This is a genomic window from Variovorax sp. KBS0712 (assembly GCF_006323185.2).
Lineage (GTDB): Bacteria > Pseudomonadota > Gammaproteobacteria > Burkholderiales > Burkholderiaceae_C > Variovorax > Variovorax boronicumulans.
On record NZ_VCCD02000006.1, the window covers coordinates 1 to 23,496 of the forward strand.

At 68.8% G+C, this 23,496-nt stretch carries 20 protein-coding genes and 1 pseudogene; 13 read left to right on the forward strand and 8 right to left on the reverse strand.

Annotated elements, in window-relative coordinates; genetic code table 11:
- Positions 1-1,356 (forward strand): dipeptide ABC transporter ATP-binding protein (locus FFI97_RS32685; RefSeq protein ID WP_144004559.1); only part of this gene is annotated, 1,356 nt, incomplete at its 5' end.
- Positions 1,357-1,496: 140 nt separating this feature from the next.
- A complete protein-coding gene (locus FFI97_RS32690; protein ID WP_139706256.1) occupies positions 1,497-2,492 on the forward strand; it encodes a cupin domain-containing protein in 996 nt (331 codons plus the stop codon).
- Here FFI97_RS32690 and FFI97_RS34245 read toward each other — a convergent pair.
- The 6 genes and pseudogenes from FFI97_RS34245 to FFI97_RS32725 all read right to left on the reverse strand — a co-directional run.
- A pseudogene (locus FFI97_RS34245) lies at positions 2,383-3,408 on the reverse strand (ATP-binding cassette domain-containing protein); the annotation flags it as partial. The gene FFI97_RS32690 and the pseudogene FFI97_RS34245 sit on opposite strands and share 110 nt — an antisense overlap.
- A complete protein-coding gene (locus tag FFI97_RS32705; RefSeq protein WP_139706260.1) occupies positions 3,405-4,220 on the reverse strand; it encodes an ABC transporter permease in 816 nt (271 codons plus the stop codon). The gene FFI97_RS32705 and the pseudogene FFI97_RS34245, both read right to left, overlap by 4 nt.
- Positions 4,217-5,161, reverse strand: coding sequence for an ABC transporter permease (locus tag FFI97_RS32710; protein WP_139706261.1), 945 nt, complete (start codon positions 5,159-5,161; stop codon positions 4,217-4,219). The genes FFI97_RS32705 and FFI97_RS32710 overlap by 4 nt, the downstream gene beginning before the upstream one ends.
- 15 nt (positions 5,162-5,176) lie before the next feature.
- Complete coding sequence (locus tag FFI97_RS32715) at positions 5,177-6,775, reverse strand: ABC transporter substrate-binding protein (RefSeq protein WP_139706264.1); 1,599 nt, start codon at positions 6,773-6,775, stop codon at positions 5,177-5,179.
- Between the two features lie 38 nt (positions 6,776-6,813).
- Positions 6,814-7,911, reverse strand: a complete 1,098-nt coding sequence (locus tag FFI97_RS32720; protein ID WP_095745749.1) for a C45 family autoproteolytic acyltransferase/hydolase — start codon at positions 7,909-7,911, stop codon at positions 6,814-6,816.
- 53 nt (positions 7,912-7,964) lie between these two features.
- Positions 7,965-9,323 (reverse strand): aspartate aminotransferase family protein, encoded by a 1,359-nt coding sequence (locus FFI97_RS32725; RefSeq protein WP_260685262.1) that lies wholly within the window; start codon positions 9,321-9,323, stop codon positions 7,965-7,967.
- A 163-nt stretch (positions 9,324-9,486) separates the two neighbouring features.
- On the opposite strand from FFI97_RS32725, the gene FFI97_RS32730 reads away from it, so the two are divergent.
- The 3 genes from FFI97_RS32730 to gabT are packed head-to-tail and all read left to right on the forward strand — an operon-like array spanning position 9,487 to position 13,010.
- Complete coding sequence (locus FFI97_RS32730) at positions 9,487-10,434, forward strand: GntR family transcriptional regulator (protein ID WP_185993773.1); 948 nt, start codon at positions 9,487-9,489, stop codon at positions 10,432-10,434.
- Between the two features lie 16 nt (positions 10,435-10,450).
- Positions 10,451-11,689, forward strand: a complete 1,239-nt coding sequence (locus FFI97_RS32735) for a serine hydrolase domain-containing protein (RefSeq protein ID WP_260685263.1) — start codon at positions 10,451-10,453, stop codon at positions 11,687-11,689.
- A 31-nt stretch (positions 11,690-11,720) separates the two neighbouring features.
- The gene (gene gabT, locus FFI97_RS32740) at positions 11,721-13,010 is read left to right on the forward strand and encodes a 4-aminobutyrate--2-oxoglutarate transaminase (RefSeq protein WP_139706272.1); all 1,290 of its coding nucleotides are present in this window, start codon (positions 11,721-11,723) and stop codon (positions 13,008-13,010) included.
- Between the two features lie 4 nt (positions 13,011-13,014).
- On the opposite strand, the gene FFI97_RS32745 is transcribed toward gabT, so the two are convergent.
- Positions 13,015-13,398 (reverse strand): response regulator, encoded by a 384-nt coding sequence (locus tag FFI97_RS32745; RefSeq protein WP_062473196.1) that lies wholly within the window; start codon positions 13,396-13,398, stop codon positions 13,015-13,017.
- Between the two features lie 236 nt (positions 13,399-13,634).
- Between FFI97_RS32745 and FFI97_RS32750 the strand changes: the two genes are divergently transcribed.
- The 4 genes from FFI97_RS32750 (at position 13,635) to FFI97_RS32765 (ending at position 17,271) form a co-directional block, all read left to right on the forward strand.
- Positions 13,635-14,432 (forward strand): acetoacetate decarboxylase family protein, encoded by a 798-nt coding sequence (locus FFI97_RS32750; RefSeq protein ID WP_139706274.1) that lies wholly within the window; start codon positions 13,635-13,637, stop codon positions 14,430-14,432.
- A 46-nt stretch (positions 14,433-14,478) separates the two neighbouring features.
- The gene (locus FFI97_RS32755) at positions 14,479-15,294 is read left to right on the forward strand and encodes a helix-turn-helix transcriptional regulator (RefSeq protein WP_139706276.1); all 816 of its coding nucleotides are present in this window, start codon (positions 14,479-14,481) and stop codon (positions 15,292-15,294) included.
- 31 nt (positions 15,295-15,325) lie between these two features.
- Entirely contained in the window at positions 15,326-16,321 is a 996-nt protein-coding gene (dusA, locus tag FFI97_RS32760) for a tRNA dihydrouridine(20/20a) synthase DusA (protein ID WP_139706278.1), read from the forward strand.
- Positions 16,322-16,485: 164 nt separating this feature from the next.
- Positions 16,486-17,271, forward strand: a complete 786-nt coding sequence (locus FFI97_RS32765) for an IclR family transcriptional regulator (protein ID WP_062473201.1) — start codon at positions 16,486-16,488, stop codon at positions 17,269-17,271.
- A 135-nt stretch (positions 17,272-17,406) separates the two neighbouring features.
- Here FFI97_RS32765 and FFI97_RS32770 read toward each other — a convergent pair whose 3' ends face one another.
- Entirely contained in the window at positions 17,407-18,054 is a 648-nt protein-coding gene (locus FFI97_RS32770) for a GntR family transcriptional regulator (RefSeq protein ID WP_095947169.1), read from the reverse strand.
- A gap of 130 nt (positions 18,055-18,184) precedes the next feature.
- Between FFI97_RS32770 and scpA the strand changes: the two genes are divergently transcribed.
- The 4 genes from scpA to FFI97_RS32790 are packed head-to-tail and all read left to right on the forward strand — an operon-like array spanning position 18,185 to position 23,482.
- Positions 18,185-20,350, forward strand: coding sequence for a methylmalonyl-CoA mutase (gene scpA, locus FFI97_RS32775; protein WP_139704975.1), 2,166 nt, complete (start codon positions 18,185-18,187; stop codon positions 20,348-20,350).
- Between the two features lie 11 nt (positions 20,351-20,361).
- On the forward strand, positions 20,362-20,835 hold the full coding sequence (locus FFI97_RS32780) for a GNAT family N-acetyltransferase (protein ID WP_139704974.1): 474 nt from the start codon (positions 20,362-20,364) through the stop codon (positions 20,833-20,835).
- On the forward strand, positions 20,829-21,878 hold the full coding sequence (meaB, locus tag FFI97_RS32785; RefSeq protein ID WP_139704972.1) for a methylmalonyl Co-A mutase-associated GTPase MeaB: 1,050 nt from the start codon (positions 20,829-20,831) through the stop codon (positions 21,876-21,878). The genes FFI97_RS32780 and meaB overlap by 7 nt, the downstream gene beginning before the upstream one ends.
- Positions 21,879-21,937: 59 nt before the next feature.
- Complete coding sequence (locus FFI97_RS32790) at positions 21,938-23,482, forward strand: acyl-CoA carboxylase subunit beta (RefSeq protein ID WP_062473211.1); 1,545 nt, start codon at positions 21,938-21,940, stop codon at positions 23,480-23,482.
- Positions 23,483-23,496 lie beyond the last annotated feature (14 nt).

A 23,496-nucleotide genomic window follows, 5' to 3' on the forward strand; every position in this document is an offset into this window, starting at 1 on the left:
GTGAGCGAGCAGGAGGCGCGCCGGCGCGCGCTGGCGCTGCTGGCCGATGTGGAGATTCCCGACCCCGAAAGCCGCATCGACCAGTACCCGCACCAGTTCTCGGGCGGCATGCGCCAGCGCGTGGCGATTGCGCTCGCGCTGTGCGCCGAGCCGCAGCTGCTGATTGCCGACGAGCCCACCACCGCGCTCGACGTGTCGGTGCAGGCGCAGGTGATCCGCGTGTTCCGGCGCGTCTGCCGCGAGCGCGGCACGGCCGCGATGCTCATCACGCACGACATGGGCGTGATCGCCGAGGCGGCCGACCGCGTGATGGTGATGTACCAGGGTCGCGTGCTCGAGACCGGCCCGGTGCGCCAGGTGCTCGACCACCCGCGCGAGCCGTACACGCGCGCGCTGATGGCCGCCATTCCTTCGGTGCACGACAGGCTGCATCGGCTGCCGGTGCCGGAGATCGGCGCGGACATCGCGGTGGCTGCCGCGCTGCCGCCTGCGCAGATCGAGACCGTGGCGGCGCCGGCCGACAGCGCGCCGCTGATCCGCGTGCAGGGCCTGTCGCGCGAATTCGATCTTTCGGCCGGCTGGTTCGTCCGCACGCTCGCACGCCAGCCGAAGAAAGTGCTGCACGCGGTCGACGGCGTGAGCTTCGACATCGCGCGCGGCCGCACCTTCGGGCTGGTCGGCGAGTCGGGCTCGGGCAAGTCGACCGTGGCGCGCATGATCGCCGGCCTCACGCGGCCCACGGCCGGCAGCGTGCATTTCGACGGCATCGACCGCTGGGGCGACGCCGCGCAGACGGCCGCGCTGCGGCGGCGCTTCCAGATGATCTTCCAGGACCCGCATGCCAGCCTCAACCCGCGCTGGCGCGTGGACCGGCTCATCGCCGAGCCGGTGGAGGTGCTGGGCCTGGCCGCCAGCGCCGACGAAACCGCCGAGCGCGTCGCCCAGGCGCTGCGCCGCGTGCGCATGTCGCCCGACGACGGGCGGCGTTACCCGCACCAGTTCTCCGGCGGCCAGCGCCAGCGCATCGCCATCGCACGGGCGCTGGCCAGCCAGCCCGAGTTCATCGTCTGCGACGAACCGACCTCGTCGCTCGACGTCTCGGTGCAGGCCCAGGTGCTGAACCTCATGCGCGACCTGCAGGACGAGTTCGGCCTGACCTACCTGCTGATCAGCCACAACCTCGCGGTGATCCGCCACATGTGCGACGACGTGGGCGTGATGCAGCGCGGGCGGTTGGTGGAGCAGGGCAGCGCGAGCGAGGTGCTCGACGCGCCGAAGCACGCCTACACGCGGGCCTTGATGGCGGCGGTGCCGGACATGCGCGGCGCGCAGGCGCCTGAGGCGATACGCGTCTGAGGCTTCGAGGTCGTCGTGGGATGAGCGCTTGCCATACGCCCCCCCGCCGTTGCTGGCCCGGTGCCATCATCGCCCAGGCATAAGCTCACGCCGATTCGTTCTTTGGTTCCGCCCGGGTGCTCGGCCACACTCGGGCCCCTATGTCTTTCGTACGACAGTTCGATGCCTGCGTTCCTTCCGTCGATACCGCCGATGCCGGCGCGGACGCACAGGTCGACCGCGTGGTCGACTGGCTGCTGGGCAGCCTCGAATGGAACGCCACGCTGTTTCATGTCGGCCAGTACTGCGGTCGCTGGCGCGCCTCGACGGCGGGGCGTGCGCGGGCCAGCTTTCACCTGATCCTCGAGGGGCGCTGCTGGCTGCACATGCCGGGGCGCGCGTCGGTACAGCTGTCGCCGCGCGATGGCGTGTTCCTGATGCGCGACGTGCCGCACTTTCTCTCGCCCTATGCCGACCCCGGCATCGACTGTGCGCCGCGGCAGATGCAACCCTTGTCGGGCAGCGCCGCCCTCGGCGAAACCGGCCTGGCCTGTGGCTTCTTTTCCTTCGACGGGCCGTTTCGCGACGTGATCGCCAGCGCCTTTCCCGATTGCCTGGTGCTGCGCGCGGGCGACCTGGCCATGGCCTCGGCGGGCACGCTGTTCGACCTGATGCGCAGCGAGGCCTTGCGCGTGGGCGCCGAGCCCTCGGTGGCGATGGACCGGCTCGCGGGCCTGCTGTTCTTCTATGGCCTTCGGCACGTGGCGCACAGCGAAGTGCATGCACAGGGCCTGTGGACGCTGCTGCGCAAGCGCGGCTTTGCGCCGCTGCTGGCCGACATCCTGCAATCGCCCGCGCGCGACTGGAGCGTGGCCGAGATGGCGCGTCGGGTGAACCTGTCGCGCACCGCATTCTTTCGCCAGTTCGGCGAAGCTTGCGACCAGTCGCCCTTGCAATTCCTGCTGCTGTTGCGCATGCAGCTGGCGGCGCGGCGCGGTCGGCGCTGCGCACGTCGTCGCCGCGAAACAGGATCTGCCCCGCGTGCGACGGCGCGAGCCGCAGGATGGCGCGGCCCAACGTGGTCTTGCCCGAGCCGCTGCCGCCCACCAGCGCGACCATCTCGCCGGGGTGGATGTCCAGGTCGAGCTTGTCGATGACCTGCACCGGCGCATGACGCTTGAAGAAGCCGGCGCGCGCGCCGGGGTAGCTCACGCACAGGCCGCGCACCTGCACCAGCGGTTGCTGCGCCGCGGCCGGGGCCGGCTTCGCGGCCTGGCGACGCGGCAGGGCGTCGACCAGCTTGCGGGTGTAGGGCTGCTTCGGGTCGACGAGGATGGCGGGCACGTCGCCGGTCTCCACCAGCTTGCCTTTTTCCAGCACGATGGCGCGCTGCGCATAGCGCCCGACGAGCCCGAGGTTGTGCGTGATGAGCATCACGGCCGTGCCCTGGTCCTTCGCGAGGCCGACCATGAGGTCGAGCACTTCGCGCTGGCTCAGCGTGTCGAGCGCGGTGGTCGGCTCGTCGGCAATCAGCAGGCGCGGCTGGAGCAGCATCACGCTGGCCAGCATGATGCGCTGGCGCATGCCGCCCGAGAACTCGTGCGGGTAGGCGTGCAGGCAACGCTCGGGGTCGGCGATCTGCACGCGGCGCAGCATGTCGAGGCAGCGCGCGCGAATCTCGGTGGCCGACAGCTTCGTGTGCATGCGCAGGCCCTCGGCCATCTGCTCGCCGATGCGGTGCACCGGGTTGAGCGAGACCATCGGTTCCTGGAACACCATGCCGATGCCGGGCCCGCGGATGGGGCGCATGGCCTTCACGTCCCGCGTGCTCAGGTCTTCGCCGTCGAACACGATCTGCCCGCCGCTTTGCGCGATGCCGGGCGGCAGCAGCTGCAGGATGGCGCGCGCGGCCATGGTCTTGCCGCTGCCCGATTCGCCCACCACGGCAAGGAACTCGCCGGGGCGCACGTCGAATGAGAGGTCGTGCACCAGTGTCTGGGCGCCGCCGTGCAGGTCGATCTTCAGGTGCCGCACCGAGAGCACGGGCGCTGCGGAAGTAGAGGGATGGGTCATGACTTCTCCGTGCGCGGGTCGAGCCGGTCGCGCAGCGATTCGCCCAGGAGGTTGATGCCCAGCAGCGTGAGCGCGATGCACAGGCCTGGCACCAGGCACAGCCACACGGCCGAGGCCATGTAGGGGCGTGCGCTGGAGAGCATGTTGCCCCAGGTGGGCGCGGGCGGCGGCACGCCCAGGCCGAGGAAGCTCAGGGCGCTTTCCGACAGCAGCACCCAGCCGAACATGCTGGTGGCCAGCACGGCGACGGGCGCCACGCAGTTGGGCAGGATGTGGCGCCACATGGTGTAGATCTCGCCGTTGCCGATCATGCGCGAGGCCTCGACGTACTCGCGCTCGCGCAGCGACAGCACGGTGCCGCGCACCACGCGCACCACCGAGGGCGCGTAGGCCATGCTCAGCGCGAGCACGATGCCCCACTGGTTGGCGCCCACGATCACCATCACGCCCAGCGCCAGCAGCAGGCCCGGAAAGGCCAGCAGCGTGTCGTTGAAGGCCATGAGCACGCGGTCGGTCCAGCCGCGCACGAAGCCGGCGAGCACGCCCACCACGAGGCCGACAGCGGTGGCCAGCGCCACCGTGAGCAGCGCGATGAGGCAGCTGGTGGAGGCCGCGCGCATGGCGCGGCTGGCCACGTCGCGCCCGAACTCGTCGGTGCCCAGCCAGTGCGCCATCGACGGCGGCTGCAGCTTGCCGCGCAGGTCGATGCCCAGCGGGTTGTAGGGTGTCCACAGCGCGGCCACCAGTGCCAGGACCAGCAGCACGCTGATGAGCACGCCGCCCACGAGGGTATGGGTCTTGAGCTTTTTCACTGCACCGACACCCGGGGATCGAAGAGGGGATAGCACATGTCCACGATCAGGTTGATGACCACGTAGATGCAGGCCGTGAACAGCAGGCAGCCCTGCAGCACCGGGTAGTCGCGCGCGAAGATCGAATCGATCATCAGGCGGCCCAGGCCGGGCAGGGTGAACACCGTTTCGAGCACCGCGATGCCGCTCAGCAGATGGCCCAGGATGAGGCCGATCATGGTGAGCGTGGGGTTGAAGGCGTTGGGCAGCACGTGGCGGCGCAGCACCTGCGACTCGGGCACGCCCTTGGCGCGCGCGTGCGTCACGTACTCGAGCCGCAGCACCTCGATGGTACTGGCGCGCGACATGCGCGTGAGCACGCCGGTCTCGACCAGCACCAGCGTGACGATCGGCAGGATGACGTACAGCAGGCCCTGCGAGAAGTCTTCCGACATGGGCACGTAGCCCACCACCGGCAGCCAGTGCAGGTACTGGCCGAAGAACATCAACAGCAGCAGGCCGAGCCAGAAGCTCGGCACCGACAGCATCAGCGTGGCCGCGCCGATGATGGCGAGGTCGGTCGGCCGGTCCTTGCGCCAGGCGGCGACGAGGCCAGCGGGCACGGCGATCAGCGAGGCCAGCGCCACGGCGGTGAGCACGATCACTGCGCTCACGTGAAAGCGCTCCCAGATCAGCGGCAGCACGGCCAGGCCGTTGGTGGTCGACACGCCCAGGTCGCCGGTGAGCGCGTGGCGCAGCCACACGACGTACTGGGTGACCAGGGGCTGGTCCAGCCCCATCTGCTGGCGGGCGAGTTCGAGCTGCGCGGGGTCGGCGCCTTCGCCGAGCATGAGCTGCACCGGGTCGCCCGGAATCAGCCGCATGAGCGTGAAGACGGCAATCGACACCAGCAGCAGCGTCGGGATCGTCATGGCGATCCGGCGCAAGAGGTAGGCAAGCATGGCGGCGGCGCCCCGTCAGCCGCGCGCGTCGAGCCGGACGTTCCAGAACCGCGGCTTGGCCGGCGCCCAGCCCTTGAAGCCGGTCACGCTCTTGCGCATGGCGGTGGCGTCGCTGGCGTTGAAGAGCACGACCATCGGCACGTCCTGCAGCATCTGCTTGTGCAGCTCGTCGAACAGCACCTGGCGGCGCGCCTTGTCGCGCGAGACCATGCTTTCGGTGAGCCGCGTCTGCGCGGCGGCGCTGTCCCACACCTTGCGCGGCTGCGTGGCCTTGTCGCCGGACACCATCTCGTAGTTGAGCGAGGGGTCGATGCGCGCCGAGTAGATGAAGGCCATGCTCTGGTACTGGCCCTTGGTGTAGCGGTCGAGCTGCGTGGCCCAGTCGAGCACTTCGAGTTCGATGTTGATGCCGGCTTCGGAGGCCATGGCCTGCACCAGCACGGCGGCCGAGTACAGCGCCTCGTAGCGCTTGTTGGCGACGAGCTTGATCGGCTGGCCGCGGTAGCCGGCTTCGGCCAGCAGCTTCTTGGCACCGGCGATGTCGCGCTTGTAGCCGCCGGCCTGCACGGGGCTGTAGAACGGGCTGGACGAGGGCACGACCGAGTTGTTGACGGCCGACAGGCCCTCGGTGACCGACTTGGCGATCTCGGGCGTGTCGAGTGCCAGTGCCAGCGCACGGCGGATGCGCACGTCCTTCAGCAGCGGGTCGGTGGTCTGCAGGAGCAGCGCCACCATGGTCATGACCGGCGTGGTGTCGACGCGCACGTCGCTGCGCCCGCGCATCTCGACCACGTCGGCCGGGCTGGGGCTGATGAAGGCGTCGATGCCGCCGCTGTACAGCGCCGCCTTGGCCGCGGCCGAGTCGGGAATGACGACGAAGCGCAGGTTCTCGATCTCGGCCTTCTTGCCGCCCGTGAGGCCGTCGCGGGCTTCGGGGCGCGAGGTGTAGCCGTCGAAGCGCGTGAGCTCGATGTACTGGCCGCGCTTCCACTCCTTGATCTTGTAGGGGCCGGTGCCCACGGGCTCCTTCCACTGGCCGTCCGCGCCCAGCGAGCTGCGGTGCAGGATGGCGGCGCCGCCGCAGTCGGGGCGCGCCATCATGGTGAGAAACAGCGCGCTCGGGCGCTCGATCTTGAACACCACCGTCTTCGGCGTGGGCGCTTCCACCGCGAGCACCTTGGTCATGCCCTTGCCGTCGAACTCGGGCAGGCAGCGCCAGCCGCTGGTGGGCTTGAGGTAGCGCTGCCAGCTCCACACCACGTCGTCGGCCGTGAGCACCGCGCCGTTTTGGAACTTCACGCCGTCGCGCAGGGTGAAGGTGTAGGTCAGGCCGTCGGCCGAGGTGTCGACCTTGCTCGCGAGCATCGGGCCGACCGAGGTGTCTTCGCGCAGCGCGACCAGGCCTTCGACCACGTGGATGAGCACGTTGTCGGTGTTGTCGTCGCGGTTGCCGCCGGGGTCGGTGGAGCGGATGTCGGAGTTGATCTGGATCCGCATCGTCTGGCCGGCCGGGGCCTGGGCGAAGGCCGCGCTGGCGGCCAGGCCGAGACCGAGGGCCAGTGCGGCAGCGGCGCGCGCAGCGGGAGGGAGGGACGGGGGCGTGGGCAGGTTCATGGCAACACTCCTGGCGATGGCTGGGCGGGGCGGGCGGATCAGAGGGAATACTCGGTGAAGCGGTGCGCCTTGAAGGGCGCCGGCGCGATGCGCATCTTTCGTGCCGCCGGGTCCATGACGATGGTCGCCACGGTGGCCGACGAAGCACCGCCGGGGCCTGCGCTCGGGCTGCGGCACACGGCGCGCGGCGCGCCGAAGCGGTCCTGCAATGCGTCGAGCACGTCCTGCTCGGTGAGCAGACCGGCCGCGCGCTTGTTGTGCAGCGCCTCGGTCACGCGGCGGTCGCGGTAGAGCGAATCGGGCGTGGTCTCCAGGCTGCGGTCGACCACGCGCGCCAGCGCGGCCGGGGTCTTGAAGTGGTTGGCGTGCACCAGGATGCCGCCTTCGGGCTGTTGCCAGAACACCTGCTCGGGGCAGGTCTCCAGGCTCACGGCCTCGCCCTCGGCGTGCGTGATGATCATGTTGTTGGAGATCGAGCGCGCGCTGCGGCACACCACGCCCAGTGCGTTGGCGTACAGCGTCGACTGCAGGATGCCGCGGCGGATCAGCGCCAGCGGCACGCCTTGCTGCTTGCCGTCGTTGTCGGCCTTGATGAAGTTGCCGGTGACGGCGATGCCCGCGCTGTTGAGCCCCGCGCGCGCCAGCGTGCCGGCCTCGGCGAAGGTGAGCATGGCCGGGCCTTCGTCCGGCTGGATGCGCAGCACCACGCCGAGTTCGAGGCTCTCGACGCGCCAGTCCCAGTTCTGCGCATGGATGAGCTTGCCGTCGCGCGCGGCCGAGGGCATGACGACCACGCCGGTGCAGCCGTCGGGCGGCTCGGTGGCTTCGAGCTGCTGGAAGGCGTAGAGCATTTCGCTGCGCGCGTTGAGCGCCACGATGTCCTCGGCCGGCACGCCTGCGCCTTCACCCACGCCCTCGATCTCGCGCAGCATGCCGGCGTCGAAGGCCTCGACCATCGGCATGAAGCGGCGCGCCAGCGCGCGCGTGCGCTCCCAGCTCAGGCCCACGCGCTCGAAGGCGGCGCGGTAGGTGCGCAGGCTCAGGTCGATGCGGTCGCCGGCGGCGCGGCCGTACTGGCGCCCGCGCTGCTGTGCGTCGCCTTCGATGTCGTACAGGGGGAACGATTCGATGTCCATGGTGTGTCTTGTCTCCGGGGCTTGTCTTGTGTGTGCGATGCGGCCTGAGGTGCTCAGGCCGCGGTGTCGGTGGCTTGTGCGGTCTGCGCGATGGCGGCGCGCAGGCTGTCGATGATCTGGTCGATGTGCCGGCGCTCCAGCGTGAACGGCGGCGACAGCGCAATGGTGTCGCCCACCGAGCGCACCAGCACGCCGCTTTCGTCCAGGCAATGTTGCGCCACGGCCTGCGCATGCGTGCCGGGGCCCGAGGCCCAGCCTTGCAGCTCGATGCCGGCCAAGAGGCCGACATTGCGCACGTCGATCACACCCGGCAGGCCGCGCAGGCTGTGCAGGCCGTCTTCGAAGTAGGGCGACAACTCGGCGGCGCGGGCGATGAGGCCGTCTTCGGTGTAGGCGTCGAGCGTGGCCATGGCGGCGGCGCAGGCCAGCGGATGGCCCGAGTAGGTGTAGCCGTGCGACAGCTCGACGGCGCTCACGCTGCCGTGCATGAAGGCGTCGTGCACCGCGCCGCGCATGAGCACCGCGCCCATGGGCACGGCGCCGTTGGTCAGGCCCTTGGCGGTGGTGATGAGGTCGGGCGTCACACCGAACAGGTCGGACGCGAAGTTGCTGCCCACGCGCCCGAAGCCGGTGATGACCTCGTCGAAGATCAGCAGGATGCCGTGCCTGTCGCAGATCTCGCGCAGGCGCTTCAGGTAGCCGCGCGGCGGCGGCAGCACGCCGGTGGAGCCGGCCACGGGCTCGACGATCACGGCGGCGATGGTCGAGGCGTCGTGCAGCGAGACCAGCGCTTCGAGCGCGTCGGCCTTGTCGATGCCGTGCGGCGGCTCGCCGCGCGAGAAGGCGTTGCGCGCCAGGTCGAGCGTGTGCGGCAGGTGGTCCACGCCGTTGAGCAGCGGCCCGAAGGTGCTGCGCTGGCGCCCGATGCCGCCCACCGAGATGCCGCCGAAGCCCACGCCGTGGTACGAGCGCTCGCGCCCGATGAGCCGGTAGCGGCCCGCGTCGCCGCGCGCCCGGTGGTAGGCCACGGCGATCTTCAGCGCGGTGTCGACCGACTCCGAGCCCGAGTTGGTGAAGAACACGTGGTCCATGCCGGCCGGCGCCATCTGCGTGAGGCGCTGCGCCAGCGTGAAGGCGGCGGGGTGGCCGATCTGGAAGTTGGAGGCGTAGTCGAGCACGTCGATCTGCGCCTTCATCGCCGCGCTGACCCGCGGGTTGCGGTGCCCGGCGTTCACGCACCACAGGCCGGCGATGGCGTCGAGCACGCGGCGGCCGTCGGCCAGGTCGTAGTACAGGCCCTCGCTGCCGACGATGAGGCGCGGCGCTTGCTTGAACTTGCGGTTGGGCGTGAAGGGCATCCAGAACGCGTCGAGCGAACCGGGTGGCGTTGTCAGGGTATCGGCGGAAGCCACGGTGTTTTTCTCCTTGAGGAAACGACCCGTCGTCCGGGTCGGCGTGGGGCCGATCTTGAAATCCAAATTGTATTTTTGGCGCGAGATGTACATGGTTTTTGGGGTCAAAATACAAAAGACCCGCGATGATCGGCACCCAGCCCGTGTTTCAGGAGACCCATGGATGGCCCCGCAGCAGCAGATGCAGACGCAGATGGACAACAAGTCGGTCCTGCCGCTCACCCAGCGCGTGAGCCGCTACATCCTCGACCAGGCCCTGGCCGGCGGCTACGAGAACGGCCGCCACATGACCGAGACCGACCTCGCGGGCCGGCTCGGCATTTCGCGCACGCCGGTGCGCGCCGCGCTGCGTCTCTTGCACGAGCGTGCGCTGCTGGCGCACGTGCCCAACCGCGGCTACACGCTGGTGGCCGACCGCGAGGCGCTCGACCGCGCGCGCCGCGAGATGCCGGAAGACGAAGAGAAGACGCTCTATTACCGCGTGCTGCGCGACCGCCTCGCGGGCAAGCTGCCGACGCGCGTCAACGAACTCGAGCTGGCCCAGACCTACGGCGTGCCGCGCCCGCTGCTGCGCAACGTGATGACCACGCTGCTGCAGGACGGCGTGCTGCGCGGTCGCCACTACCAGCGCTGGGAGTTCACTGAAACCCTCGACTCGGTCGAGAGCGAGCGCGAGAGCTACCGCTTTCGCCTGGTGGTGGAATGTGCGGCGCTGCGCGAGCCGGGCTTCAAGGTCGAACACGAGCGGCTGCTGGCCTGCCGCGAACAGCAGCAGACCTTGCTGACGCACGCCTCGCGCCATTCGTGGATGGAGTTCTTCGAGGCCAACGCGCAGTTCCACGAGCTGCTGGCCAACGCCTCGGGCAACCGCTTCATCCTCGATGCCGTGAAGCAGCAGAACCGGCTGCGCCGCATCTCCGACTTGTCGGACTACCCGCTCGTGAACATCGACCTGCTGCGCAAGTCGTGCCGCGAGCACCTGCAGATCCTCGACGCGGTCGAAGAGAACAAGCTCGAAGTCGCCGCGAAGCACATGCACGCCCACCTGAGCCGTGCCAGCGACATCCTGGAGCGCCGTGTGATGGGCGACCTGGATGCGCTCGGCGAATGAGCCACGACACCCTTTTATGACCCCCCAAGAAACGACGGCTCCCGATGCCGCGCTGGCCGACGGCTGGCGCGATGGTTTTTCCACCGCCGGCACCGCGGTGCAGCGCCCGCGCGAACGCCCGATCTTCCAGGTCCCCGAGAACCGCTGGGCCTTCTCGCACCTGCGCGAGCTGCAGCCGACGCGCAACGTGTCGCGCGGCACTGGGCCGGTGTCGGTGCTGCCGCGCGCCGAGCGGCCGGAGCTCGACACGCTGGCCTTCACCTTGCCCGCCGACGGCTCGCGCACCGACTGGCGCAGTGCGCTCACAACGATCTGTGCCGACGGCGCGGTGGTGCTGCACCGCGGGCGCATCGTCTACGAGCGCTACTTCGGCGCGCTCGACGAGCACGGGCAGCACATGGCGATGTCGGTCACCAAGTCGGTCGTCGGCACGGTCGGCGCGATGCTCGCGGCCGAGGGTGTGCTCGATGAGCATGCACAGGTGCGGCACTACATCCCCGAGCTGGCGACGAGCGCCTTCGGCCACGCCACCGTGCGCCAGGTGATGGACATGACGACGGGCATCGACTACTCGGAGGACTACACCGACCCCGACGCCGGCGTGTGGAAGCATGCGCGCGCCGGCCAACTGCTGCCGCGTCCCGCGGGCTATGTGGGCGCTGAGGGCTACCGCCAGTTCCTGCAGACCGTGCAGGGGCAGGGCACGCACGGAGAGGCCTTTGCCTACCGCACGGTGAACACCGACGTGCTGGGTTGGCTCATCAGCCGCGTGGCGGGCCAGCCGCTGGCGCGGGTGCTGGGCGAGCGCATCTGGTCGCGCCTGGGCGCCGAGCAGGACGCGGCCTTTGCCGTGGACGGGCAGGGGGCCGAGTTCGCGGGCGGTGGCCTGTGCACCGGCCTGCGCGACCTTGCGCGGCTGGGCGAAATGATGCGGCTGGGCGGCGCGTTCAACGGCATGCAGATCGTGCCCGAGGCCGTGGTGGCCGACATCCGCCGCGGCGCCGATCCGGCGCGCTTTGCGCTCGCGGGCTACACGCGGCTGGCCGGCTGGAGCTATCGCAACATGTGGTGGGTGGCGCACGACGCGCGCCGCACCTTCACCGCGCAAGGCATCCACGGCCAGGCGCTGCATATCGACCCCGAGGCCGAGATGGTGGTGGCGCGTTTCGCCTCGCACCCGCTGGCCGCCAACGCGCACCTGCCGACCTCGATGCCCGCCTTTCGCGCGCTGGCCGAGCACTTGATGCGCGGCTGATTTCCGTCTCTTCTCTTTCTATTTTTTCTTCATGCTCACCCAAGTCACGACCAACGCGAGCCTGCAGGCCCGCAAGAACGCCGCCTGTGCGCAGGGCATCGGCACGCTCACGCCGCACTTCACCGCCTGCGCCGACAACGCCGAGCTGTGGGACGTGGAAGGCCGGCGCTTTGTCGACTTTGCCAGCGGCATCGCCACGCTTGCCACCGGTCATCGCCACCCGCGCATCGTGGACGCCGTGCGCGCGCAGCTCGACGACTTTCACCACACCTGCTTCCACGTCACGCCCTACGAGGAATACGTGGCGCTGTGCGAGCAGCTGAACCGCGTGGTGCCCGGCCCCAGCGCGAAGAAGAGTGCGCTCTTCACGACCGGCGCCGAGGCCATCGAGAACGCGATGAAGGTGGCGCGCGCTGCCACCGGCCGCAGCGGCGTGGTGGCGTTCTCGGGCGCCTTCCACGGCCGCACCTTCATGGGCATGGCGCTCACCGGCAAGGTCGCGCCGTACAAGGCGGGCTTCGGCCCGATGCCGGGCGACGTGTGGCATGTGCCGTTCCCCGCCGCGCCGCTGGGCGTGACGGTGGACGACAGCATCGCGGCACTCGAGCGGCTGTTCAAGACCGACGTCGATCCGCAGCGCGTGGCCGCGATCGTCATCGAGCTGGTGCAGGGAGAGGGCGGTTTCTACGTGGCGCCGCCCGCACTCATGGAACACCTGCGTGCGGAGTGCGACCGCCACGGCATCCTGCTGGTCGTCGACGAAATCCAGACTGGCTTCGGGCGCACCGGCAAGCTGTTTGCGCTGGAGCACTACGGCATCGAGGCCGACCTGGTCACGACCGCCAAGAGCCTGGCCGGCGGCTTTCCGCTGTCGGCGCTCACGGGGCGCGCCGAACTCATGGACGCCACGCGCGTCGGCAGCCTCGGCGGCACCTACGCGGGCAACCCGCTGGCGGTGGCCGCGGCGCTGGAGACGATGCGTGTCATCGAGGACGAAGGGCTGGTCGCACGTGCCCGCATGCTCGGCGAGCGATTGACGGCGTGCCTCGCGGCGCTGCGCACCGAGGTGCCGCGCATCTGCGACGTGCGCGGTCTGGGCGCGATGGTGGCGGTGGAGTTTCGCGATCCGCACAGCGGCGAGCCCGACGCCGAGTTCACGAAGCGCGTGCATGCGGCGGGGCTCGAGCGCGGCCTGCTGCTGTTGACCTGCGGCGTGCACGGCAACGTGGTGCGCTTCCTGTTTCCGCTCACCATTCCGGAGGCGGTTTTTGAAGAAGGGCTGGGGCTGCTGGCCGAATCAATTCGGGCGGCCAACGTCTGAACGACTAACGGCGCGGCGCAATGCCGAGCGTGCGGCAGAAGTCGTAGAAGTCTTCGAGCTGCAGTGACTTGTCGAACACCGCATCGACGCCTGCCGACAGCGCGCCTTCACGCACCTCTGAGGTCGCGTGGTTCATGAACACCACGGTGCGCTGCGCGGGCGACTTGCGTTCCCTCAGGTGGTTGGCCACGGTCAGGCCGTTGCCTTGCGCGAGGAACACGTCGATCACGGCGGCGTCCCAGGCGTCGGGGTTCGCATCGAGCCAGTCGATGGCTTCATCGCTGCTGCTGGCGGTGGCGACGACTTCGCATCCGGAGAATTCCCTCAGTCCATCGGTCAGGGTGGTGGCGATCAGGGGGTTGTCTTCTATGAGGTAGATGCGGGTCATCGGTGCGTAGCCTGGAAATGAAATGCGTCGGCTCGTCTGCGCTTGTGGCGCGGGTCTGCCGGGCCGGTCCATTGTCACGAGGCGAGGGCGGGCCGGAGTCGGACAACGCCGCCACATGGCGTCCCCCGCGCACGCGAAAGCGCTGTTTGTGCATTGCATCACTGGCGTACAAGACGCGGGCGCGGGGCGTGCCTATCTTGCGGGGCTTCTTTGACTCCGTCACGACAGGTTGTTTGATGTCGCCTTCTTCTTCGTCTTCCTTCGCTCCACCCTTCACCGCCTCGGGCCGCAGCGCGCTCGTGCAGGCGCCGCCGTGGCACTACGCCGGGTGGCTGGTCAACGTGGACTTCTCGTTCGATGCCGCACACGGCGCGGCGCTGGTGCCGCCAGAGGTCGGCGTGGCCACGGGCCATGGCTGCGTGCACTTCGCCGACTGGCAATCGTGCGGCGACGACGGGCGCGAAATGCTCGACCCCGTGTACGCGCAGTACCGCGAGACCATCGTGGTGCTCGAGATCGAACCGGCGCGCGGCGACACATCGCGCCGCTGCTTCTACTGCCCGCTCATCTACGTCGACCAGGACATCTCGATGCTGCGCGGCTGGCTGCAGGGCTGGCCCAAGAAGATCGGCCAGACCTGGCTCACGCGCAGCCTGCCGCTGATCCATCCGGCCGCCGCGCCGATGGCCGCCGGCAGCCGGCTCGGCGCGAGCCTCAGCGTGAAGGAGCGTCGACTCGTCGATGCCTCGGTCACGCTGTCGGGCGAGGCGAGCGGGCCGCTCGGCTTCCTGGCCGCGCCCACCATCGGCGCCATCGGCTGGCCCGACCTGACGCAAGCAGGCAGCGTGACGGTGCCGCGCTACCTGCGCGCCGACATCATCGACCGTGTCGAAACCGGCTGGGTGCAGGGCGAGGCCACGCTGCGCTTTCACGAGCATCCGGTCGAGGAACTCGCGCTGCTCGGCCCCGTGCAGGCGACGCAGGCCAGCGCGGGCTGGATGGGCCTCACGGTGCGCGGCGCGATCGCGGTGTGAGGAGAGCGCTGCCTCCGGTGGACGGCTGCGCTACCCTCGGCGGGTCATGACGCTTCCCGCCCCGACGACCTCGCATGTGATCGGCCTGCCGCTGGCCGACGGCACGCCGGTCGAGGTGATGTTTGCGGGCGATCCCAAGGCGCACTTCGCGCTGCACTGGCATGCGGAGTGGAGCGTGGGCGCGATCGTCGAAGGCCGCTGCGAGTTCGTCTGTGCGGGCGCGCCCCGTTCGGCACAGGCTGGCGAGCTGGTGCTGATGCCGCCGTTCGCGCTGCACACGGCCGGCGTGAGCGCGCAGGGCTTTCGCATGGTGATGCTGTATGTGCCGCACGCCTGGGTGGCGGCGCGAATGGAGTGGCCGAATAGTCGGCGCGGGTTGTTGCGGCAGGACGTCTGGCGCGACGAGGCGAGCGTCGATGCGCTCGCGCAGGCGGCATCGGCGAAGGACGGTGCGCGCATCGGCGCGCTGCTCGACGGCATCTTCCGCACGCAGACGACCGACCCGCTCGTGGCGGTCGCACGGGCCGCGGGCGATGCGCGCGTCGAGGCCGTGTGCGACCTGCTCGCGACCGAGGACATCTGCCGCATCGAACCCACGTCGCTCGCCGAACGGCTCGGCGTGTCGCGCGAGCATTTCCATCGCCTGTTCCGCGCGGCGGTCGGCATGGCGCCGGCGCAGTACGCGCGGCTGGCGCGCATCGCCCGCGCCAAGGTGCTGCTGCGCGAGGGCCATGCGCCCGCCGAGGTGGCCGCGCAATGCGGCTTTGCCGACCAGGCGCATTTCTCGCGCTGGTTCCGCCGCTGCTTCGGCGTGACGCCGGGGAACTACCGGGCGGGCGGCTCGCCAAAAACCGTCGCGTGAGAAACTACGCCCCCGAGCGAGCGCCCCGCGTATGAACGACAAGTCCTTGAATCTGAAAGAAAAAATCATCTCCGTCGCGCCCATGATGGATTGGACCGACAGGCATTGCCGCGTTTTCCATCGCCTCATGACACGCCACGCGCTGCTCTACACGGAGATGGTGACCACCGGCGCGCTGATCCACGGCGACGTGCCGCGCCACCTGCGCTTTCATGAAGAAGAACACCCCGTCGCGCTGCAGCTCGGCGGCAGCGAGCCGCACGACCTCGCGCACTGCGCGAAGCTCGGCGAGGAGTGGGGCTACGACGAGATCAACCTGAACTGCGGCTGCCCGAGCGAGCGCGTGCAGCGCGGCGCGTTCGGGGCCTGCCTCATGAACGAGCCGCAGTTGGTGGCCGATTGCGTGAAGGCGATGGTCGACGTGATCGATGTGCCGGTCACGGTGAAGCACCGTATCGGCATCGACAAGATCGAGAGCTACGAGTTCGTGCGCGACTTCGTCGGTGCGGTGAGCGAGGCCGGCTGCGGCACGTTCATCGTGCATGCGCGCAACGCCTGGCTGCAGGGCCTGAGCCCGAAGCAGAACCGCGAGATTCCGCCGCTGCGCTATGCGCTGGTGCACCGCCTGAAGCACGACTTTCCGGCGCTGCAGTTTTCGATCAACGGCGGCATCGCCACCAACGCGCAGGTGCACGAGCACCTGCGGCTGCTCGACGGCGCCATGATCGGCCGCGAGGCGTACCACAACCCCTGGTGGCTGGCCGAATGGGACGCCGAGTTCTACGGCGACGCCCCGCAGACGCTCACGCGCGAGGACATCGAGGCGCGGATGTGCGACTACATGGTCCGCGAGGCGGCCGAACACGGCACCAACTGGTGGTCGATCGCGCGTCACATGCTGGGTCTGCGCAACGGCCTGCCCGGCGCGCGCCGCTGGCGCCAGGTCTGGAGCGACCACCGCCTGAAGACCCGCCCGCCGCACGAAGTGATGGCGCTGGCGCACGAACCTGCCGCACAGGCCGCCTGAATTCCGGCCTCGTCGCCCCGACTTTGTAGACAGTCAACACAATTGAGCGAAGTTGACGCTCGATGGAACACAGTTTCATGACAATGCAACAACAAGTGTGAGCGAAGCACCTGTTTTTGCTCAAGAATAAGGCGGTCAGGGAAACAAGAAAAAGGTTCTGTCTTATGAGTGAAGCTGCAGGCAGCAAGGAAGAAGTCAGTGCGCTTGCCAGGGGGTTGTCGCTGCTGAAGGTCATCGGGATGGCGGCAGCGCCCGTCGGAAACCGGGAATTGGCCGACACCACCGGCATTCCGAAGGCCACGGTGTCGCGCCTCACGGCGACGTTGGTGGGGGCGGGGTATCTGCGGCAGTCGCAAGACAGCGAGCGTTTCAGCCTGGGGCCGGTGTTGCTTGACATGAGCAGCCGCTACCTGCGCAATTTCGACCTGAGGGCGCTGGCGCGTCCCCATCTGAGCAACCTGGCCGAACTGTCGGGCGCCAGCATCCACATGGCGGTGCGCGACGACCTGGACATGCTGGTCATCGATTCGCTGCGCCCGCGCTCGGCGCTCATCAGCTCCCGCATCGACGTCGGCTCGCGCATGTCCATCGCCACCTCGGCCTCCGGCCGCGCCTACATCGGCGCCTTGCCCGGGCCCGAGCAGTCGGCATTGCTGGAGCAGATCCGCCTCGAAACCGGTGAGAACTGGCACGCCATCGAGCCGCGCCTCATCGCCAGCCTCGAAGAGCACGCCCGCCTGGGCTACTGCACCTCCTTCGGCGAATGGAACCCCCAGATCCACGCCCTGGGCTTTGCGCTCGAAGGCCCGCGCGGCGAACGCTACGGCGTGAGCTGCGGCGGCCCCGCCTACCTGCTGCCGAGGGAGGCCATGCTCAGCCGTGTCGCCCCGCGCATGCTGGAAATCGCCCAGCGCATCGCGACAGAGGCAGGCACTCTCACACTGGGCTGAAAAAGGGGTTAGACCGCGCCCGAAGGGCGCCGGTCACCTTCGTGAGACGCCGCGGAACCGGCTCTGCCGGGCCGCAGGCGTCGCCCCCGAAGGGGATTGGCGAAGCGACACGAAGTGCGCGCAGCCTGGGGGAACTCAGACTGCGGCTTCTAGGCCGTTGAGGAAGTGCTCGCGCATGCGAGCCATGGCCGTGGCGGCGTCGCGCGCCTCGATGGCCGCCATCACCGCGCGGTGCTCCGCCAGCGATTCGGCAATGCGCCCCGCCTTCAGCAGCGAGTTGTGACGATTGAGCTTCATCACCTTGCGCAGGTCGGCCACCATCTGGTCGCGCCACTTGTTGTTGGCGATGGCCAGCAGGCTCATGTGGAAGCGCTCGTTCACCGCAAAGAAGTGCTCGCGGTCTTCCTTGCCGGGGGCGGCGGCGGCTTCCAGCTCGGCGTGCAGCGCCTTCAGCTCGGCGCGCTGGGCGTCGGTGGCGCGCTCGGCCACCACGCCGGCGGCGTCGCTCTCCAGCAGCGAGAGCAGGTGGTACACGTCGGCCAGGTCCTGCTCCGACACCTCGGTGACGTACGCGCCGCGGCGCACCTTCATCGTCACCAGCCCTTCGGCGGCCAGCACCTTCAGCGCCTCGCGCAGGGGCGTGCGGCTGATGCCGTATTCCTCGGCCAGCTTGAGCTCGTCGATCCAGCTGCCCGGCTCCAGCTCGCGGCGGAAGATCCGTTGGCGCAGGAGCTCGGCCACCTCTTCATAGAGGGCGCGGGGGGTCAGGGTGACGGCGGACATGGGCTGAACTGTACTTCAAAATCGCGTTTGAATTAATAATTACAGATGGGTTAGACTTGTGAACGGCTTGCAAATCCGTGCAAGCGACCTTGCGAATCCCGTCAGACCACCGCCTGGAGCGGCGCCTTCCATGAGCAGCAGCACACCCGAACCCACCTACAAGCCGGCCGACCTCGACGCCTGGGCCAAGTCCGCCGCCAAGTCGGCGCCCGGCGGCGACGTGAATGCGCTGAACTGGATCACGCCTGACGGCATCAGCGTGAAGCCGCTGTACACCGCGGCCGACCTGCAAGGCCTGAAGTACACCGACACGCTGCCCGGCTTCGAGCCCTACCTGCGCGGCCCGCAAGCCACCATGTACGCGGTGCGCCCCTGGACCATCCGCCAGTACGCCGGCTTCTCCACCGCCGAAGAATCGAACGCGTTCTACCGCAAGGCCCTGGCCGCCGGCGGGCAGGGCGTGAGCGTGGCCTTCGACCTGGCCACCCACCGCGGCTACGACAGCGACCACCCGCGCGTGACTGGCGACGTCGGCAAGGCCGGCGTGGCGATCGATTCGGTCGAGGACATGAAGATCCTGTTCGACCAGATCCCGCTCGACAAGGTGAGTGTCTCGATGACCATGAACGGCGCCGTGCTGCCGGTGCTCGCGGGCTACGTGGTCGCGGCCGAAGAGCAGGGCGTGGCGCAAGATCAACTGAGCGGAACCATCCAGAACGACATCCTCAAGGAGTTCATGGTCCGCAACACGTACATCTTTCCGCCGGCGCCGAGCATGCGGATCATTGGCGACATCATCGAGTACACGGCGCAGAAGATGCCGAAGTTCAACTCGATCTCGATCAGCGGCTATCACATGCAGGAAGCCGGCGCCAACCAGGCGCTGGAGCTCGCGTTCACGCTGGCCGACGGCAAGGAGTACGTGAAGACCGCGCTGGCCAAGGGCCTGGACGTCGACGGCTTTGCCGGCCGCCTGAGCTTCTTCTGGGCCATCGGCATGAACTTCTACCTCGAAGTGGCCAAGATGCGCGCGGCGCGCCTCTTGTGGTGCCGCATCATGAAGGAGTTCAACCCCAAGAACCCCAAGAGCCTGATGCTGCGCACGCACTGCCAAACGTCTGGCTGGTCGCTCACCGAGCAGGACCCGTACAACAACGTGGTGCGCACCACCATCGAGGCGATGGCCGCGGTGTTCGGCGGCACGCAGAGCCTGCACACCAACGCGCTCGACGAAGCCATTGCGCTGCCCACCGAGTTCAGCGCCCGCATCGCGCGCAACACGCAGCTCATCATCCAGGAAGAGACGCACATCACGAACGTGATCGACCCCTGGGCCGGCAGCTACATGATGGAGAAGCTCACGCAGGACATGGCCGACGCCGCCTGGACCATCATCGAAGAGGTCGAGGCGATGGGTGGCATGACCAAGGCCGTGGACAGCGGCTGGGCCAAGCTCAAGATCGAGGCCGCCGCCGCCGAGAAGCAGGCGCGCATCGACTCGGGCAAGGACGTGATCGTCGGCGTCAACAAGTACAAGCTCAAGAACGAAGACGCGATCGACAGCCTGTCGATCGACAACGTCAAGGTGCGCGAGCAGCAGGTGGCGCGCCTGCAGAGCATCCGCGCGTCGCGCGACAACGCCAAGGTGCAGGCCGCGCTCGACGCGCTCACCGACGCCGCCGAAAGCAACACCGGCAACCTGCTGGCGCTGAGCATCGACGCGGTGCGCGCCCGCGCCACCGTCGGCGAGATTTCCGACGCCCTCGAAAAATCCTTCGGCCGCCATCGCGCCGACACGCAGAAGGTGACCGGTGTGTACGCTGCCGCCTACGACTCGGCCGAAGGCTGGGAAAACCTCAAGACCGAGATCAACGCGTTCGCCGAAGCGCAGGGCCGCCGCCCGCGCGTGATGATTTCCAAGCTGGGCCAAGACGGGCACGACCGCGGCGCGAAGGTGGTGGCCACCGCGTTCGCCGACCTGGGCTTCGACGTCGACATGGGCCCGCTGTTCCAGACGCCCGAAGAGTGCGCGCGCCAGGCCATCGAGAACGACGTGCATGCCGTGGGCGTGAGCACGCTCGCCGCCGGCCACAAGACGCTTGTGCCGGCCATCATCGAAGAACTGCGCAAGCAGGGCGCGGACGACATCATCGTCTTCGTCGGCGGCGTGATTCCGCGCCAGGACTACGACTTCCTGTACGAAGCCGGCGTCAAGGGCATCTACGGCCCGGGCACGCCCATCCCGGCCAGCGCCAAGGACGTGCTGGAGCAGATCCGCGCGGCCGTCGCAGTCTGAGACGAAGCGACGTGGGCGATCTCTTGTCGCGGCTGTCGCTGCAGCCCGTGGATTCCAGCGATTTCGAAGACATGCTGGCCGTGCGCATCGATGCGATGCGTCCGAGCCTGGAGCGTGTCGGCCGCTTCGACCTCACGCGCTCGCGCGAGCGCCTGTCGGCCGGTTTCGTGGTCCCGTACATGCACCACATCGTGCTCGACGGTGAGCAGCGCCTGGGCTTCATCACGCTCAAGCCCGAGGACGCGGATGCGCTGCGCCTCGATCACCTGTACCTGCGCACCGGCTTCCAGGGGCGCGGCATCGGCGAATGGGCGCTGCGCTGGGCCAAGGCGCAGGCGCGCGAACAGCAGCTGGACATCAAGCTCACCGCGCTCGTGAAGAGCGACGCCAACCGCTTCTACCAGCGGCACGGCTTCGTGCTCGAAGGCGAGGAGGGCGTCGACCTGCACTACCGTTGGCGCGTGGCGTCGGAGGCCGCGTGCTGAACACCGTCGGCGCGCTCGAACGCGCGCTCGCCGATGCGCCGGGCATGGCGCAGCGCCGTGCCATCGCCAAGGCGATCACGCTGCTCGAATCGACGCGCGCCGACCACCGCGCGCAGGCCGACGAACTGCTCACGGCCTTGCTGCCGCGCACCGGCGCCTCGTTTCGCCTGGGCATCTCGGGCGTGCCCGGCGTGGGCAAGTCGACCTTCATCGAAACGCTGGGCCTGCTGCTGATCGGCAAGGGCCACCGCGTGGCGGTGCTCACCATCGACCCGTCGTCCACCGTGTCGGGCGGCTCCATCCTGGGCGACAAGACTCGCATGGAGCGCCTGTCGGTGCACGAGCGCGCCTACATCCGGCCCAGCCCCTCGAGCGGCACGCTCGGCGGCGTGGCCGAGAAGACGCGCGAGGCCATGCTGGTCTGCGAGGCCGCGGGCTACGACATCGTGATCGTCGAGACCGTGGGCGTGGGCCAGAGCGAAACCGCCGTGGCCGGCATGACCGACATGTTCGTGCTGCTGCAGCTGCCCAACGCGGGCGACGACCTGCAGGCGATCAAGAAGGGCGTGATGGAGCTGGCCGACCTGGTCGCCATCAACAAGGCCGACATCGACCGCGACGCCGCCACGCGCGCGCAGGCCCAGATCACTTCGGCGCTGCGCCTCTTCGGCCACCAGGGCAACCCCGACCATGCGCACGCGGTGCACGACGCGCACAGCGGCGTGGAGCGGCGCTTCTGGCTGCCCAAGGTGCTGCAGCTCAGTGCGCTCGCCGGCACCGGCGTCGACGCCTTCTGGGACGCCGTGCTCGAATTCAAGGCGCTGCAGACCGCCAACGGCAAGCTCGCCAAGCGCCGCGAAAAACAGGCCACCGCGTGGATGTGGGAACGCATCGACGCCGGGCTCAAGCAGGCGTTTCGCCACCATGCGCAGGTGCGCGAGCTGCTGCCGCAGCTCACGCAGCAGGTGGCGCAAGGCAGCCTGCCGGCCTCGACGGCGGCGCGCCAGCTGCTCGCCGCGGCCGCCATCACTGCCCGGGTGTGACACCCCGGCCTCCACAAGACTCTCCCAGCAATCCAGAACCACAGCTTCGGAAGCACACCATGCAAGAACTGATCGAACAACTCGAAAAGAAGCGCGCCCAGGCGCGACTCGGCGGCGGGCAGAAGCGCATCGACGCGCAGCACGCCAAGGGCAAGCTCACGGCGCGCGAGCGCATCGAGCTGCTGCTCGACGACGGCACGTTTGAAGAGTGGGACATGTTCGTCGAGCACCGCTCGGTCGACTTCGGCATGGCCGAGCAGAAGATCCCCGGCGACGGCGTGGTCACGGGCTACGGCATGATCAACGGCCGCCTCGTGTTCGTGTTCAGCCAGGACTTCACGGTCTTCGGCGGCGCGCTCAGCGAAGCCCACGCCGAGAAGATCTGCAAGGTGATGGACCAGGCCATGAAGGTCGGCGCACCGGTCATCGGCCTGAACGATTCGGGCGGCGCCCGCATCCAGGAAGGCGTGGCGTCGCTGGGCGGCTATGCCGACGTGTTCCAGCGCAACGTGATGGCCTCGGGCGTGGTGCCGCAGATCAGCATGATCATGGGCCCGTGCGCGGGCGGCGCGGTGTATTCGCCCGCCATGACCGACTTCATCTTCATGGTGAAGGATTCGAGCTACATGTTCGTCACCGGCCCCGAGGTGGTGAAGACCGTGACGCACGAGAGCGTGACGGCCGAGGAACTGGGCGGCGCCATCACCCACACCACGCGCAGCGGCGTGGCCGACATGGCGTTCGAGAACGACGTCGAGGCGCTGATGATGCTGCGCCGCCTGTACAACTACCTGCCGCTGAACAACCGCGAGAAGCCGCCGGTGCGCCTGGGCAACGACGGCCAGGGCGACCCGGCCGACCGGCCCGACTACTCGCTGGACACGCTGGTGCCCGACAACCCGAACAAGCCCTACGACATCAAGGAACTGATCCTGAAGGTGGTGGACGACGGCGATTTCTTCGAGCTGCAGCCCGACTACGCGAAGAACATCGTGATCGGCTTCGCGCGCATGGAAGGCCAGACGGTCGGCATCGTGGCCAACCAGCCGCTGGTGCTGGCGGGCTGCCTGGACATCAAGAGCAGCATCAAGGCGGCGCGCTTCGTGCGCTTTTGCGATGCCTTCAACATCCCCGTCATCACCTTCGTCGACGTGCCCGGTTTCATGCCCGGCACCGGCCAGGAGTACGGCGGCATCATCAAGCACGGCGCCAAGCTGCTGTACGCGTACGCGGAGTGCACGGTGCCCAAGATCACCGTCATCACGCGCAAGGCCTACGGCGGCGCGTACGACGTGATGGCTTCCAAGCACCTGCGCGGCGACGTCAACCTGGCCTGGCCGCGCGCCGAGATCGCGGTGATGGGCGCCAAGGGCGCGGTGGAGATCATCTTCCGCGAAGACAAGAACGACCCCGAGAAGCTCGCCGCCCGCGAGGCCGAGTACAAGGCCCGCTTCGCCAACCCGTACGTGGCCGGCGCGCGCGGCTACATCGACGACGTGATCCTGCCGCACGAGACGCGCAAGCGCATCTGCCGTTCGCTCGTGATGCTGCGCGAGAAGAAGCTCGAGAACCCGTGGCGCAAGCACGGAAACATTCCGCTCTGAGCCGCACGGAGAAA

What these genes read in the sequence shown, in the direction of transcription:
- FFI97_RS32790 (WP_062473211.1), top strand. Translation starts at nt 21,938, where the DNA reads ATGCAAGAACTGATCGAACAACTCGAAAAGAAGCGCGCCCAGGCGCGA.
- FFI97_RS32715 (WP_139706264.1), bottom strand. Translation starts at nt 6,775, where the DNA reads ATGAACCTGCCCACGCCCCCGTCCCTCCCTCCCGCTGCGCGCGCCGCT.
- gabT (WP_139706272.1), top strand. Translation starts at nt 11,721, where the DNA reads ATGCTCACCCAAGTCACGACCAACGCGAGCCTGCAGGCCCGCAAGAAC.
- FFI97_RS32745 (WP_062473196.1), bottom strand. Translation starts at nt 13,398, where the DNA reads ATGACCCGCATCTACCTCATAGAAGACAACCCCCTGATCGCCACCACC.
- FFI97_RS32755 (WP_139706276.1), top strand. Translation starts at nt 14,479, where the DNA reads ATGACGCTTCCCGCCCCGACGACCTCGCATGTGATCGGCCTGCCGCTG.
- FFI97_RS32735 (WP_260685263.1), top strand. Translation starts at nt 10,451, where the DNA reads ATGACCCCCCAAGAAACGACGGCTCCCGATGCCGCGCTGGCCGACGGC.
- FFI97_RS32710 (WP_139706261.1), bottom strand. Translation starts at nt 5,161, where the DNA reads ATGCTTGCCTACCTCTTGCGCCGGATCGCCATGACGATCCCGACGCTG.
- FFI97_RS32750 (WP_139706274.1), top strand. Translation starts at nt 13,635, where the DNA reads ATGTCGCCTTCTTCTTCGTCTTCCTTCGCTCCACCCTTCACCGCCTCG.
- FFI97_RS32690 (WP_139706256.1), top strand. Translation starts at nt 1,497, where the DNA reads ATGTCTTTCGTACGACAGTTCGATGCCTGCGTTCCTTCCGTCGATACC.
- dusA (WP_139706278.1), top strand. Translation starts at nt 15,326, where the DNA reads ATGAACGACAAGTCCTTGAATCTGAAAGAAAAAATCATCTCCGTCGCG.
- FFI97_RS32770 (WP_095947169.1), bottom strand. Translation starts at nt 18,054, where the DNA reads ATGTCCGCCGTCACCCTGACCCCCCGCGCCCTCTATGAAGAGGTGGCC.
- FFI97_RS32765 (WP_062473201.1), top strand. Translation starts at nt 16,486, where the DNA reads ATGAGTGAAGCTGCAGGCAGCAAGGAAGAAGTCAGTGCGCTTGCCAGG.
- scpA (WP_139704975.1), top strand. Translation starts at nt 18,185, where the DNA reads ATGAGCAGCAGCACACCCGAACCCACCTACAAGCCGGCCGACCTCGAC.
- FFI97_RS32730 (WP_185993773.1), top strand. Translation starts at nt 9,487, where the DNA reads ATGGCCCCGCAGCAGCAGATGCAGACGCAGATGGACAACAAGTCGGTC.
- FFI97_RS32720 (WP_095745749.1), bottom strand. Translation starts at nt 7,911, where the DNA reads ATGGACATCGAATCGTTCCCCCTGTACGACATCGAAGGCGACGCACAG.